12 protein-coding genes are annotated in these 12,921 nt (G+C 71.9%); 3 read left to right on the top strand and 9 right to left on the bottom strand.

Annotation, left to right across the window (positions count from 1 at the left end; all coding sequences use genetic code 11):
- Positions 1-41 precede the first annotated feature (41 nt).
- The 6 genes from ACH4G3_RS20640 to ACH4G3_RS20615 all read right to left on the bottom strand — a co-directional run bounded on the left by ACH4G3_RS20640 (position 42) and on the right by ACH4G3_RS20615 (position 5,421).
- Positions 42-266 carry a hypothetical protein gene (locus tag ACH4G3_RS20640; RefSeq protein WP_020276176.1) on the bottom strand — a complete coding sequence of 75 codons (225 nt, stop codon included), beginning with the start codon at positions 264-266 and terminating at the stop codon, positions 42-44.
- 50 nt (positions 267-316) lie between these two features.
- Positions 317-592, bottom strand: a complete 276-nt coding sequence (locus ACH4G3_RS20635) for a hypothetical protein (protein WP_397625852.1) — start codon at positions 590-592, stop codon at positions 317-319.
- A 142-nt stretch (positions 593-734) separates the two neighbouring features.
- The gene (locus ACH4G3_RS20630; RefSeq protein WP_397625851.1) at positions 735-3,128 is read right to left on the bottom strand and encodes an ATP-binding cassette domain-containing protein; all 2,394 of its coding nucleotides are present in this window, start codon (positions 3,126-3,128) and stop codon (positions 735-737) included.
- 117 nt (positions 3,129-3,245) lie between these two features.
- Positions 3,246-3,659, bottom strand: coding sequence for a VOC family protein (locus ACH4G3_RS20625; RefSeq protein WP_397625850.1), 414 nt, complete (start codon positions 3,657-3,659; stop codon positions 3,246-3,248).
- Positions 3,660-3,669: 10 nt separating this feature from the next.
- Positions 3,670-4,143, bottom strand: coding sequence for a helix-turn-helix transcriptional regulator (locus ACH4G3_RS20620; RefSeq protein ID WP_397625849.1), 474 nt, complete (start codon positions 4,141-4,143; stop codon positions 3,670-3,672).
- 324 nt (positions 4,144-4,467) lie between these two features.
- The gene (locus ACH4G3_RS20615; protein ID WP_397625848.1) at positions 4,468-5,421 is read right to left on the bottom strand and encodes an ROK family protein; all 954 of its coding nucleotides are present in this window, start codon (positions 5,419-5,421) and stop codon (positions 4,468-4,470) included.
- A gap of 238 nt (positions 5,422-5,659) precedes the next feature.
- Between ACH4G3_RS20615 and ACH4G3_RS20610 the strand changes: the two genes are divergently transcribed.
- Together ACH4G3_RS20610 and ACH4G3_RS20605 are read left to right on the top strand one after the other, a co-directional pair.
- Complete coding sequence (locus tag ACH4G3_RS20610) at positions 5,660-6,646, top strand: LacI family DNA-binding transcriptional regulator (RefSeq protein ID WP_397626174.1); 987 nt, start codon at positions 5,660-5,662, stop codon at positions 6,644-6,646.
- Between the two features lie 37 nt (positions 6,647-6,683).
- A complete protein-coding gene (locus ACH4G3_RS20605; protein ID WP_397625847.1) occupies positions 6,684-7,499 on the top strand; it encodes a hypothetical protein in 816 nt (271 codons plus the stop codon).
- On the opposite strand, the gene ACH4G3_RS20600 is transcribed toward ACH4G3_RS20605, so the two are convergent.
- Both ACH4G3_RS20600 and ACH4G3_RS20595 read right to left on the bottom strand, forming a co-directional pair.
- Complete coding sequence (locus ACH4G3_RS20600) at positions 7,445-9,340, bottom strand: serine/threonine-protein kinase (RefSeq protein WP_397625846.1); 1,896 nt, start codon at positions 9,338-9,340, stop codon at positions 7,445-7,447. The genes ACH4G3_RS20605 and ACH4G3_RS20600 overlap by 55 nt on opposite strands.
- Before the next feature lie 139 nt (positions 9,341-9,479).
- Positions 9,480-10,781 (bottom strand): DUF6986 family protein, encoded by a 1,302-nt coding sequence (locus ACH4G3_RS20595; RefSeq protein WP_397625845.1) that lies wholly within the window; start codon positions 10,779-10,781, stop codon positions 9,480-9,482.
- A gap of 194 nt (positions 10,782-10,975) precedes the next feature.
- Between ACH4G3_RS20595 and ACH4G3_RS20590 the strand changes: the two genes are divergently transcribed.
- Positions 10,976-11,881 carry an endonuclease/exonuclease/phosphatase family protein gene (locus ACH4G3_RS20590; protein WP_397625844.1) on the top strand — a complete coding sequence of 302 codons (906 nt, stop codon included), beginning with the start codon at positions 10,976-10,978 and terminating at the stop codon, positions 11,879-11,881.
- A gap of 56 nt (positions 11,882-11,937) precedes the next feature.
- Here ACH4G3_RS20590 and ACH4G3_RS20585 read toward each other — a convergent pair whose 3' ends face one another.
- Positions 11,938-12,900, bottom strand: coding sequence for an electron transfer flavoprotein subunit alpha/FixB family protein (locus tag ACH4G3_RS20585; protein WP_397625843.1), 963 nt, complete (start codon positions 12,898-12,900; stop codon positions 11,938-11,940).
- Positions 12,901-12,921 lie beyond the last annotated feature (21 nt).

Raw genomic sequence — 12,921 nt, 5'->3', positions numbered from 1 at the left:
TCGGGGGAAGCATCGGCTGGCGCCGACCCGGCGCCGACGCTTCACCCGGGCCCCGTGCCCCAGGTGCCGGGGCCGCCGCCGCGCCACTCGATCAGGCCCGTCGCCGCCACGTATGCCTCGTCCGCATCCTCGATCCCCGCCCGGCGCAGGAACTCGGCGACGTCCAGCAGCCCGTACGCGATCCCGAGGAACTGGTCGTCGACGCGGACCCGCCGCCCACCGTCCGTGGCAGGCGGGTAGACCACGACGGGTTTCACGGACGCCATGGCACCAGGGTGCGCGGGAACGGCGCCGGACGCTCGCCGGAGCGGGCCGTTCAGCCGGCCTTCTGCGCCTGGCGGAACTCGTGGACGTCGGCCGTGAGCGTGCCGTCCTGCTGTTCGTAGTGGGACAGCGCGAGGCCGAGACCGAAGAACGTGGGCGCCCACTCGCCGACGAAGATGCCCCAGCGGTCGGCGCGGGCGACGTTGGTGCCGGGTTCGACCTTCAGGGAGCCCGCCCAGGCGACGACACTGAGGCCGATGGATGCCATGGCGGCCATGTAGGCGTGCTCGCTGCGGACGCCCATCTCGTGCATCTTCTGGATGATCATCAGCGGCTCCGTTCTGTGGAGGGTCAGGGGATGGAGTGCCCTCGAAGCGCGCCGATATTCACACTTTCGCCCGATATGTCAAAAATGGGGACCGTGAGACGAGTCTCGGGAGTACTCGCCTCACGGCCCCCGCGGAACGCCGTCAGGCGCCCACGTACGCCGCCAGGTGCTCCCCGGTCAGGGTGGAGCGGGCCGCGACGAGGTCGGCCGGTGTGCCCTCGAAGACGATCCGGCCGCCGTCGTGGCCCGCGCCGGGACCGAGGTCGATGATCCAGTCGGCGTGCGCCATGACCGCCTGGTGGTGCTCGATGACGACGACGGACTTGCCGGAGTCGACGAGCCGGTCGAGAAGGCCGAGCAGCTGCTCCACGTCCGCGAGGTGGAGACCGGTGGTCGGCTCGTCGAGGACGTAGACGCCGCCCTTGTCCGCCATGTGCGTGGCCAGCTTGAGGCGCTGCCGCTCGCCGCCGGAGAGCGTGGTGAGCGGCTGGCCGAGGGTGAGGTAGCCGAGGCCGACATCGGCGAGCCGCTCCAGGATCCTGTGCGCGGCCGGGGTGCGTGCCTCGCCGGCGCCGAAGAACTCCTCGGCCTCGGCCACCGACATCGCGAGCACCTCGCTGATGTCCCGGCCGCCGAGGTGGTACTCCAGCACCGAGGCCTGGAACCGCTTGCCCTCGCAGTCCTCGCAGGGGGTGTCGACGCCAGCCATCATGCCGAGGTCGAGGTAGATGACACCGGCGCCGTTGCAAGTGGGGCAGGCGCCCTCGGAGTTGGCGCTGAACAGGGCCGGCTTCACCCCGTTGACCTTGGCGAACGCCTTGCGGATCGGGTCGAGCAGCCCGGTGTACGTCGCGGGGTTGCTGCGCCGGGAGCCCTTGATCGGGCTCTGGTCCACCGAGACGACTCCCGCGTCGGCGGGGATCGACCCGTGCAGCAGGGAGCTCTTGCCGGAGCCGGCGACACCGGTGACGACGGTGAGCACCCCGAGCGGGATGTCGACGTCGACGTCCCGGAGGTTGTTCGCCGTCGCGCCCCGGATCTCCAGCGCGCCGGTGGCCTTGCGGACCGTCTCCTTGACGGCGGCCCGGTCGTCGAGATGACGGCCTGTGACGGTGTCCGCGGCCCGCAGCCCCTCGACCGTGCCCTCGAAGCAGACGGTGCCGCCCGCCGTGCCGGCGCCGGGGCCGAGGTCGACGACGTGGTCGGCGATCGCGATCGCCTCCGGCTTGTGCTCCACGACGAGCACCGTGTTGCCCTTGTCCCGCAGTCGCAGCAGCAGGTCGTTCATCCGCTGGATGTCATGCGGGTGCAGGCCGATGGTCGGCTCGTCGAAGACGTAGGTGACGTCCGTGAGCGAGGAGCCGAGGTGGCGGATCATCTTCACGCGCTGTGCCTCGCCGCCCGACAGCGTGCCCGCCGGCCGGTCGAGCGAGAGATAGCCCAGGCCGATCTCCACGAACGAGTCGAGCGTCCCCTGCAACGCGGTCAGCAGCGGCGCCACGGACGGCTCCGAGAGCTTCCGGACCCACTCGGCCAGGTCCCTGATCTCCATCGCGCAGGCGTCGGCGATGCTGATGTCGCCGATCTTCGAGGATCTGGCGCCCTCGCTCAGCCGGGTGCCGTCGCACTCGGGACAGACGGTGAAGGTGACCGCCCGCTCCACGAACGCCCGGATGTGCGGCTGCATCGCCTCCTTGTCCTTGGACAGGAACGACTTCTGGATCTTGGGGATCAGCCCCTCATAGGTGAGGTTGATGCCGTTGACCTTGATCTTGACCGGTTCCCCGTAGAGGAAGGCGTGCAGCTCCTTCTTGGTGTACTCGCGGATCGGCTTGTCCGGGTCGACGAAGCCCGACTGGGCGTAGAGCTGCACGGTCCACTGGCTGTCCGACTTCCAGCCGGGGATGGTGAACGCGCCCTCGGACAGCGACTTGGAGTCGTCGTAGAGCTGGGTGAGGTCGATGTCGGAGACCTTGCCGCGGCCCTCGCAGCGGTTGCACATGCCGCCGGTGCGCTCGAAGGTCGCCTTCTGGGCCTTGGTCTTGGCGCCGCGCTCGACGGTGATCGCGCCGCTCGCGCGGACCGAGGCGGTGTTGAAGGAGTACGCGCTGGGCGGGCCGATGTGCGGCTTGCCGAGCCGGCTGAAGAGGATGCGCAGCATCGCGTTGGCGTCCGTGGCGGTGCCGACCGTGGAACGGGGGTCGCCGCCCATCCGCTGCTGGTCCACGGCGATCGCGGTCGTCAGCCCGTCGAGCACGTCGACCTCGGGCCGGGCCCGGTTGGGCATGAAGCCCTGGAGGAAGGCGCTGTAGGTCTCGTTGATCAGCCGCTGGGACTCCGCGGCGATCGTGTCGAACACGAGCGAGCTCTTGCCCGAGCCGGAAACGCCGGTGAACACCGTCAGCCGGCGCTTGGGGATCTCGATGCTGACGTCCTTGAGGTTGTTCTCGCGCGCGCCGTGCACACGGATCACGTCGTGGCTGTCGGCGACGTGCGGTCCGGACGACTGTCTGTCCGTCCTCGTGGCCATGCTCATCGGTCTCCATCTGTCGGGCGGGGCTGCCGCGGTTGGAAGATCTGTGTCCCGCGCCGGCCCTGAGGCGCGGCGCGGGGGTGCTGCGTGTGGCTCGGTGGACCGGCTGCTACCGGTCCGTCACGGCGCGAGCTGCTGGATGCGGACCATGTTGCCCGCGGGGTCGCGGAAGGCGCAGTCGCGAACGCCGTACGGCTGGTCCACGGGCTCCTGGACGACCTCGGCGTCGCCCGCCTGCACCCGTTCGAAGACGGCGTCGACGTCGGGGGCGGCCAGGACGATGCTGGCGTAGGTGCCCTTGGCCATCATCTCGGCGATGGTCTTGCGCTCGTCCTCGGTGATGCCGGGGTCGGCGGCCGGCGGATGCAGCACGATGTTCGTGCCGGGCTGGCCGACGGGGCCGACCGTGATCCAGCGCATGCCCTGGTATCCGACGTCCTTGCGGACTTCGAAGCCGAGGGTGTCGCGGTAGAACGCCAGGGCGGCGTCCGGGTCGTCGTGCGGAAGGAAGCTGGCGTGAATGGTGAGGTCCATGGCCATCACGCTAGTTTCGGCCCGGGGCGGGCGCTTCTCGATTCCTGATCGGTCTGGTCACCTGCTTCGCCACGCACGACGGAATGCCCGCGGTGGCGAGGACCGCCTGGCGCCGGAAGGCGCTGGGCGGCATGCCGACCAGTTCCGTGAAACGGGTGCTGAAGGTGCCCAGCGACGAACAGCCGACCTCGAAGCACACCTCGGTGACACTGAGGTCCCCACGGCGCAGCAACGCCATGGCGCGCTCGATGCGGCGCGTCATGAGGTAGCTGTACGGCGACTCGCCGTAGGCGCGCTTGAACTCGCGGCTGAGATGCCCGGCCGACATGTGCACCCCCCGGGCCAGCGCCTCGACGTCCAGCGGCCGTGCGTACTCCCGGTCGATCCGGTCCTTGACCCGGCGCAGGAGGGCGAGATCGCGCAGGCGCTGCGCCGGGGCGGGTCTGCTGCTCACAAGCGCGATCGTGCCACATCGCACTGGCATTCGGGCGTTTTCCGCGGGAAAGCCCGGTATTCCGGACCGGCGTCCGTCAGGACCGGCGTCCGTCAGGACCGGCGTCCGTCAGGACCGGCGTCCGTCAGGACCGGCGTCCGTCAGGTGGAGCGCCGCGGGGTGTCCGTCAGGTGGAGCGCCGCGGGGTGTCCGCGGCGCTCCATCCAGTCCTCCGGCCGGACACGGACGAGCGTGACGACGGCGTACACCGGGGCACCGGCCGCCGCCCATCCGCCATGACGGCGAGGCCGAGGCACGACATGCCGATGCCCGTGCAGGGCCGGATGCCGCCCGCCTGAACGTTTCTGCCCGGTCTCACACCCCCGCCGCGGCCGCATCCGTCCGCTGCGCCAGTGCTGCCGCCGCCGCCCCCACCAGCCCGGCGTCGGTGCCCATCTGGGCCGGGGCCACGGTCAGGTGCCGGACGAAGGACAGCGTCGCGTAGGTGCTCAGCGCCTCGCGCAGGGGGGCGAACAGGACGTCGCCGGCCTTGCCCACTCCCCCGCCGATCACGGCGATGTCGATCTCCACGAGGGTCGCGGTCGCGGCGATCCCGGCGGCCAGGGCCTGGGCGGCCCGCTCGAAGGACGCGACGGCGACCGGATCGCCGGCCCGGGCCGCGGCGGCCACCGCGGCGGCGGAGGTGTCGCCGTCGGGGCCGGGCCGCCAGCCGTTCTCCAGGGCGCGCCGGGCGATGTTGGGGCCGCTGGCGATGCGCTCCACGCAGCCGTGCGAGCCGCACGGGCACAGGTCGCCGTCGAGGTCCACGCTGATGTGGCCGATGTGGCCGGCGTTACCGGTGGGCCCGGCATGCAGTCGGCCGCCGAGCACCAGGCCGCCGCCGACGCCCGTGGAGACGACCATGCACAGCGCGTTGTCGTGGCCACGGGCGGCGCCCTGCCAGTGTTCGGCCGCCGTGATCGCCACGCCGTCGCCGATCAGCTCGACGGGCAGGTCCCCGGCCGCGGACCGCACGCGCCCGACGAGCGGGTAGTCGCGCCAGCCGGGCACGTTCACCGGGCTCACCGTGCCCGCCGACCGGTCCACGGGACCGGCGCTGCCGATCCCGACGGCCGTGACCCGCTCCCAGAGCGGCGTCCCGGTGAGTTCGCCGAGCACCTGCTCCACCGCTCGCATCACGGTGTCGCCGTCCTCCCGGGCGGGCGTCGGCCGCTGCGCGCGGACCAGGATCCGTCCCTGGCCGTCCACGAGAGCGCCGGCGATCTTGGTGCCGCCGATGTCGAGCGCGGCCACGAGGTCGGTGTGCATGAGTGTCGGAACTCCCCGTCTACGGTGAAAGGACTGGCCGGCCAGCAGCGGAGCACGGTCCGGAGATTGCGGTGGACAGTCTCCCCCGAGCCTGACAACGTTGTCCAGGCTCTATGCTCGACGCCACATCCTCATACAAACCCAGGACCGACGCACCCCCGTGGACGACAGGACAGGACACCGCACCGTGCCCCAGACCAACCTCCGATCCGCCACGCGCTACGGCACCCGGCCGACCATGAAGGACGTCGCGGCCCGGGCCGGGGTCGGCCTCAAAACGGTCTCCCGCGTCGTGAACGGGGAGCCGGGCGTGACCCCGGAGACGGAGCAGCGTGTCCAGGAGGCGATCGAGGCGCTCGGTTTCCGCCGCAACGACAGCGCCCGGGTGCTGCGCAAGGGCCGGACGGCGAGCATCGGTCTGGTCCTGGAGGACCTCGCCGACCCGTTCTACGGGCCGCTGAGCCGGTCGGTCGAGGAGGTGGCCCGCGCGCACGGCGCCCTGCTGATCAACGGGTCCAGCGCGGAGGACCCGGAGCGCGAGCAGGAGCTGGTACTGGCCCTGTGCGCGCGGCGGGTGGACGGGCTGGTGGTGATCCCGGCCGGTGACGACCACCGGTATCTGGAGCCGGAGCTCAAGGCCGGTGTCGCCACGGTGTTCGTGGACCGGCCGGCCGGGCACATCGACGCCGACGTGGTCCTCTCGGACAACTTCGGCGGTGCCCGGGACGGCGTCGCCCACCTCATCGCGCACGGCCACCGCCGGATCGGCTTCATCGGCGACATGCCCCGCATCCACACCGCCGCCGAGCGGCTGCGCGGCTACCGGGCCGCCCTGGAGGACGCGGGCATACCGGTGGCGGACTCCTGGACGTCCCTCGGTGCCACCGACCCCGAGCGGGTGCGCAGGGCGGCCGAGGAGATGCTGTCCGGCCGGGACCCGGTCACCGCGATCTTCGCTGCGAACAACCGGGTGACGGTCACCGTGATCCGTGTGCTCGCCGAGCAGGCCCGCCGTGTCGCCCTGGTCGGCTTCGACGACATCGAGCTCGCCGACCTGCTCCAGCCGGGTGTCACCGTCGTCGCCCAGGACGCGGCGGCCATCGGCCGTACCGCCGCGGAACGCCTCTTCCGGCAGCTGGACGGTACCCTCGTCACCGCCGAGCGCATCGAGCTGCCGACCCGGCTGATCACCCGCGGCTCGGGCGAGCTGCCCCCGGCGGACTGAGCGGCCCATGGCACATCCCGCGGAACATACGGAGCGTATGGAGTACCTCACCGATCGCACCCTGCGAGCACTCGGCCTGGCCGAGGCGCCGCGCGAGCACCCCCTGCTCTACCCGGGCGCGTGGCCCGCCGACTCCGGGCTCCTCGACGGGGACTGCTTCCTGCCACTGGACCGGCTGGTGTACGAGGACCGCACCCCGCTGCTCGCCATCGGCTCGAACGCCTGCCCAGGGCAGCTTCGGCACAAGATGGAGGAGTTCGGGATCATGTCGCCGGTCCCGATGGTGAAGGCCCGGGTGACGGGCGTCGACGCCGGTGTGTCGGCGCATGTGAGCCGCATGGGGTATGTGTCGGCCTCGCCGATCAGCGCCCCGGACACCGTGCGGGAGTTGTTCGTCATCTGGCTCGACGCCGAGCAGCTCGCCGTGATCGACGCGAGCGAGGGCGTGCCGCTGCCGGCCGGCAACTACGACCGTGCCTGGCTGCCCTCGCCCGACGTGCGCATCGACCTCGCGGACGGCACCCGCCTGCCCGGCGCGTACGCGTACGTCAACCGGCACGGTGTCCTGCACGACGGCACCGGCGTGCCGCGCACCCACCCGGGCCAGCGGGTACTGCTCACCGAGCTGCTCGTCGGCCTGCCCCGCTTCCGGGAGCTGTTCGGCGTCGTGCCCGAGGAGTTCTGCGTACGGGCCCGCTCCGACCGGCGGCTGTGCGAACGGGGCACGCGGCTGTTCGTCGAGGAGAAACTGGTGACGGCCTCGGGGCTGGAGCGGTATGCGGCGGAGTCTCTGCGCGCTCAGCAGACCGGGAGCCCGGGGACGGGCGCGTCGTTGTCGCCGCCCTTGATGTAGACGTCGCTGACCCAGACGTCCGTGTTGCCGCTGTCGTCGTCCGTCTTCGCCCACCAGACGTTGGTCCACTGGCCGTCGGTCTCTCGCCGGCCCAGGTTCTGCTGGCAGTAGAAGTAGTTGGTGCCGGCGTTGAGGATGCCGACCTTGGTGCCGGAGGCGGTGTAGGAGTCCGCGGACTTCCAGACCGTGCAGTTGTACTTGCCGCCGCCGATGGCGTGGCAGACCGGTGCGGGCGTGGTGGAGCCGCCGCCCGTCGTGCCGCCGTCGCCGGAACCGCCGCCGGTGCCGCTGCCCCCGGAGGTGCCGCCGCCCGACGTCCCACCACTCGTGTCGCCGGTGGTGCCGCCGGAGGACTTCGCCGGGGCCGAGGTCGAGGGCCGCCCGGAGGACTCGGGCTCCTTCTCGCCCTCGGGCTTCTCGGAGGGGGACTTGCTCTTCTCGTCGCCCTGTGGGGTGGACCTCGGTTCGTTCGAGCCGTCCTCGGTGCGGCCTGGCTCGGATGAGGCCGCCGCGTCCACGCCGGCTGCGTCGGCCCGGTTGCCGGGGTCCGTGCCGTCCGAGTCCCTGAGCAGGGCGACCGTGGTGCCGGCCGCAGCGAGGACGACGGTGACGGCTGCGGCGGCGAGCAGGGCGCGGGTCTTGTTGCGGCGGGGGACGGGGCCGGCGTTCATCGGGCCGGTCGGGGAGGTGCCGCCCGGGCCGGCCGGGCCGAAACCCTGCGAGCCGCCGGGGCCTGCTTGCGCCGGCTGCCCCGTGCCCGGCCCGTCATGGTCCGCCGCTCCCGGTGCTCCGGCGGCCCCGAAGGCCGGCGCCGGGCCGAACCCGGGCGTGCCCTGGCTCTCGTGCGGCCCGGCAGCGCTGGGCTGCGCCTGCTGCAGCGGCCCGAATCCCGGAGGTACCGACGGGACCCCGCGCTCGGTCTCCGGGCGCGCGGGCGGTGCGGGCACCGGCCCTCGCAGCGATGACGTCGGCGTGTCCGTGCCGCCCGAATCCGCGACGGCCTGGAGCATCCGGCGGGCCTGGTCGGCCTCCGGGCGGCCCTCGGGACGCTTGTCCAGCAGCTGCTGGAGGACGGGGGCGAGGGGGCCGGCGCGGCGGGGCTCGGGCAGCGGCTCGGTGACGATCGCGGTGAGCGTCGAGAACGTGGACGTACGGCGGAAGGGCGACGCTCCCTCGACGGCCGCGTACAGCGTGGCGCCCAGGGCCCAGATGTCGGAGGCGGGACCCGGGTCGGCACCCTGGGCCCGCTCGGGGGCGAGGTAGTCGAGGGAGCCGACGAGTTCGCCGCTGCCGGTGAGGTGGGTGGCCGAACCGTCGCCCGGGTCGTCCATGGTGGCGATGCCGAAGTCGGTGAGGACGACCCGGCCCGAGCGGTCGAGCAGGATGTTGCCGGGCTTCACGTCGCGGTGCAGGACGCCCGCGCGGTGGGCGGCAGCCAGGGCGTCCATGACCTTGGCGCCGATCCCGGCCGCCTCGCGCGCGTCCAGCGTGCCGCGCTCGCGCAGGACGTCGTCCAGGGACGGCCCGTCGACCAGCTCCATGACGATGAGGGGGCGGCCGTCGACCTCGGCGATGTCGTGCACGGCGATGACGCCGGGGTGGCGCACGCGGGCCGCCGCACGCGCCTCGCGCTGCATCCGCAGTCGCAGACCGGCCAGTTCGGGGCCGGCCGCGTCGGTGTAGGTGCGCAGTTCCTTGACGGCCACCTCACGGCCGAGGACCTCGTCGACGGCCTTCCAGACGACGCCCATGCCGCCGCGCCCCAGCTGGGCCGTGACGCGATAACGGCCCGCCAGCAGCCGACCGGTCCCGTCGGCCTGCCCGTACTCCCCCGTTGACACCGCTGCCCCGTTCTCGTGACACCACTGGATCACTGACACGTCAGTGTGTGGCGTACAGAGTACGGGCCGGCGGTGACACGGACAGCCGGTGGTGACGGCTGTGACAGGGCCGGTACGTGGGGACGCTCAGGGAGGGCCGTCAGGCGGACGCCGTCAGATCCCCCCGCCGGGGCACCGCGAAGGCCTCCAGGTCGGCGCGGGTCAGGCCGGTCAGCCGGGCGACCTCCCCGATGTCCAGGGCGCCGCAGTCCAGGCCGCGCAGCAGATAGCCGCTGAGGGCCTTGGCGGTGGCGGGCTCGTCCATGACGTCGCCGCCGGTGCGGTTGGCGTAGCGGGCGAGGCGGGCGGCGGCCTGCTCGAAGCCCTCGCGGTAGAAGGCGAAGACGGCCGCGTACCGGGTGGGGATGTGTCCGGGGTGCATGTCCCAGCCCTGGTAGTAGGCGCGGGCCAGGGCGCGGCGGGTGAGGCCGTAGTGCAGTCGCCAGGCGGCGTGCACCTTCTCGGTCGGGCCGATGGGCAGGACGTTGGTGGAGCCGTCGCAGACACGGACGCCCGTACCGGCCGCGGCGACCTGCATGACGGCCTTGGCGTGGTCGGCGGCGGGGTGGTCGGCGGCCTGGTGGGCGGCGGAGACGCCGAGGCAGGCGCTGTAGTCGAAGGTGCCGTAGTGCAGGCCGGTGGCGCGACCCTCGGCGGCCTGGATCATGCGGGCGACGGTGGCGGTGCCGTCGGCGGCGAGGATGGACTGGCTGGTCTCGATCTGTATCTCGAAGCCGATCCGGCCGGGCTCCAGACCGTGCGTCTTCTCGAAGGCGTCCAGCAGCCGCGCCATGGCGGTGACCTGCTCGGCGTAGGTCACCTTCGGCAGGGTGAGCACCAGCCCGCCGGGCAGGCCGCCGGCCTCCATCAGGCCGGTGAGGAAGATGTCGAGCGTGCGGATGCCCCGGGCCCGTACGGGCGCCTCCATGCACTTCATGCGGATGCCCATGTACGGGGCCGCGGTGCCGTCCTCGTACGCCTCGGCGACGATCCGGGCGGCGCGGGCGGCGGCCTCGTCCTCCTCGGCGTCGGGGCGGTTGCCGTAGCCGTCCTCGAAGTCGACGCGCAGGTCCTCGATCGGCTCGCGCTCCAGCTTGGCGCGCACGCGCGCGTGGACCGGCTCGGCGAGTTCGTCGGCCAGGCCGAGGACGGCGGCGAAGGAGGCGGCGTCCGGGGCGTGTTCGTCGAGGGCGGCCAGGGCCCGGTCGCCCCAGGATCGGACGGTGTCGGCGGCGAAGACGTCCCCGGGGACGTAGACGGTGTGGACGGGCTGGCGGGTGCCGGGGTCTCCGGGGTAGCGGCGCTCCAGCTCGGCGTCGACCGGCGCGAGGGAGGCGCTGATCTCCTCGCTGACGGCGCCCGCGAGGCTCGTCGCCACCTTCTCCTGCTGGCCGTGACCCATTCCGAGACCCTCCTACTTTCCGCTGTACGGAATCAACAATCCGTAGAGCGAAGTTATCGGCCGACCTTCGGCCTGGTCAACACCGTCTTGAAGTGGAATTCCCCATCCTTCACCCTTGGTCACTGCCGACCCGCCGTCTTCTTCCGTATTCAGAAGGCAAGCTTCATCCTGACGTGCAAGGGGAGGGAGACCACGTGCCCAACGAGGCCGGAGTGACACGCCGCCACGGGCTCAAGGCGGCGGCCGCCGCCGCCATCGCAGGACCGCTGCTCACCACCGCGGACCCCACACGGCCCGCTTCCGCCGGCGAGCACCCGGGCGCCCTGAACGTCATGACGTTCAACGTGCGCTTCGGGACCGTCGTCGACACGACACCGCGCTGGGACGTGCGCCGACCGGTCATGCGAGAACTGCTGCGCCGCGAGCGACCGCACGTCATCGGCACCCAGGAAGGGCTCTACCGGCAAGTGCGCGCGATCGAGAAGGATCTCGGCGGGCACTACGACTGGATCGGCACCGGACGTGGGGGCGGCAGCAAGGACGAGTTCATGGCGGTCTTCTACGACACGCGAAGACTCGACCCGATCGAGTTCGATCACTTCTGGCTGTCCGACACCCCGTACACGATCGCTTCGAACACCTGGGGCGCGGACTGGCTGCGCATGGTGACCTGGGTCCGTTTCGCCGATCGCGCCGACGGGGGACGGGAGTTCTACGTCCTCAACACCCACCTGGACAGCGTCAGCCAGTACGCCCGGGAACGCTCGGCGGGCCTCATCGGCGAGACGATCGCCGGGTGGGACCGGTCGTTACCGGTCATCGTCACCGGCGACTTCAACGCGGACGCCCACGACAACCGGGTGCACGACCTGATGCTGGACATCGGACTGGTGGACGCCTGGGACGCGGCTGCCTCGCGGGGTCCGGCGTACGGGACACATCACGGCTACCGAGGGCCCAAGCCCGGCGGGCGGCGCATCGACTGGATCCTCACCACGCCCGGGGTGACCACGCACTGGGCCGGGATGAACACCTTCAGCGCGGACGGCATCTATCCGAGCGACCATCTGCCGGTCCAGGCCTCGATGACCCTGGGATGAGAAGAGGCCCCTGTGACCGTTCGTGCGGTCACAGGGGCCTTCCACAGCCGGGGGGATCAGCCCTTGCGGGTCTTGATCTCCTCGGTCAGCTGCGGGACGACGTCGAAGAGGTCGCCGACGACGCCGTAGTCGACGAGGTCGAAGATCGGGGCCTCGGCGTCCTTGTTGATCGCCACGATCGTCTTCGAGGTCTGCATACCGGCGCGGTGCTGGATCGCACCGGAGATGCCGGAGGCGATGTACAGCTGCGGCGAGACGCTCTTGCCGGTCTGGCCGACCTGGTTGGTGTGCGGGTACCAGCCGGCGTCGACAGCGGCGCGCGAGGCACCGACGGCCGCGCCGAGGGAGTCGGCGAGGGCCTCGATGATCGCGAAGTTCTCCGCGCCGTTGACACCACGGCCACCGGAGACCACGATCGCGGCCTCGGTCAGCTCCGGACGACCCGTCGACTCACGCGGCGTACGGCCGGTGACCTTCGTACCGGTCGCCTTGTCGGAGAAGGTCACGGACAGCGCCTCGACCGCACCGGCGGCCGGAGCCGGCTCGACGGCCGCGCTGTTGGGCTTGACCGTGATGACCGGGGTGCCCTTGGAGACACGGGACTTGGTGGTGAAGGACGCGGCGAACACCGACTGCGTGGCCACCGGGCCCTCGTCGCCGGCCTCCAGGTCGACGGCGTCGGTGATGATGCCCGAGCCCAGACGCAGCGCCAGACGGGCGGCGATCTCCTTGCCCTCGGCGGAGGAGGGGACCAGCACGGCGGCCGGGGACACTGCGGCAACCGCGGCCTGGAGGGCGTCGACCTTCGGTACGACCAGGTAGTCGGCGTACTCGGAGGCGTCGTGGGTGAGGACCTTGACCGCGCCGTGCTCGGCGAGCGCGGCGGCGGTGTCGGCGGCGCCGTTGCCCAGCGCGACGGCGACCGGCTCGCCGATGCGGCGGGCCAGGGTCAGCAGCTCCAGGGTGGGCTTGCGGACGGCACCGTCCACGTGGTCGACGTAGACGAGAACTTCAGCCATGGGACTTCTTCTCTCCTGCTT

It is taken from the genome of Streptomyces afghaniensis, assembly GCF_044327915.1.
Classification (GTDB): Bacteria; Actinomycetota; Actinomycetes; order Streptomycetales; family Streptomycetaceae; genus Streptomyces; species Streptomyces afghaniensis.
This window is presented reverse-complemented; position numbering and strand designations above follow the sequence as displayed.

Coding starts and splice junctions, on each gene's coding strand:
- ACH4G3_RS20595 (WP_397625845.1), bottom strand. CDS start 10,781: ATGGGTCACGGCCAGCAGGAGAAGGTGGCGACGAGCCTCGCGGGCGCC.
- ACH4G3_RS20640 (WP_020276176.1), bottom strand. CDS start 266: ATGGCGTCCGTGAAACCCGTCGTGGTCTACCCGCCTGCCACGGACGGT.
- ACH4G3_RS20620 (WP_397625849.1), bottom strand. CDS start 4,143: ATGCCAGTGCGATGTGGCACGATCGCGCTTGTGAGCAGCAGACCCGCC.
- ACH4G3_RS20585 (WP_397625843.1), bottom strand. CDS start 12,900: ATGGCTGAAGTTCTCGTCTACGTCGACCACGTGGACGGTGCCGTCCGC.
- ACH4G3_RS20625 (WP_397625850.1), bottom strand. CDS start 3,659: ATGGACCTCACCATTCACGCCAGCTTCCTTCCGCACGACGACCCGGAC.
- ACH4G3_RS20610 (WP_397626174.1), top strand. CDS start 5,660: ATGAAGGACGTCGCGGCCCGGGCCGGGGTCGGCCTCAAAACGGTCTCC.
- ACH4G3_RS20630 (WP_397625851.1), bottom strand. CDS start 3,128: ATGAGCATGGCCACGAGGACGGACAGACAGTCGTCCGGACCGCACGTC.
- ACH4G3_RS20605 (WP_397625847.1), top strand. CDS start 6,684: ATGGAGTACCTCACCGATCGCACCCTGCGAGCACTCGGCCTGGCCGAG.
- ACH4G3_RS20635 (WP_397625852.1), bottom strand. CDS start 592: ATGATCATCCAGAAGATGCACGAGATGGGCGTCCGCAGCGAGCACGCC.
- ACH4G3_RS20615 (WP_397625848.1), bottom strand. CDS start 5,421: ATGCACACCGACCTCGTGGCCGCGCTCGACATCGGCGGCACCAAGATC.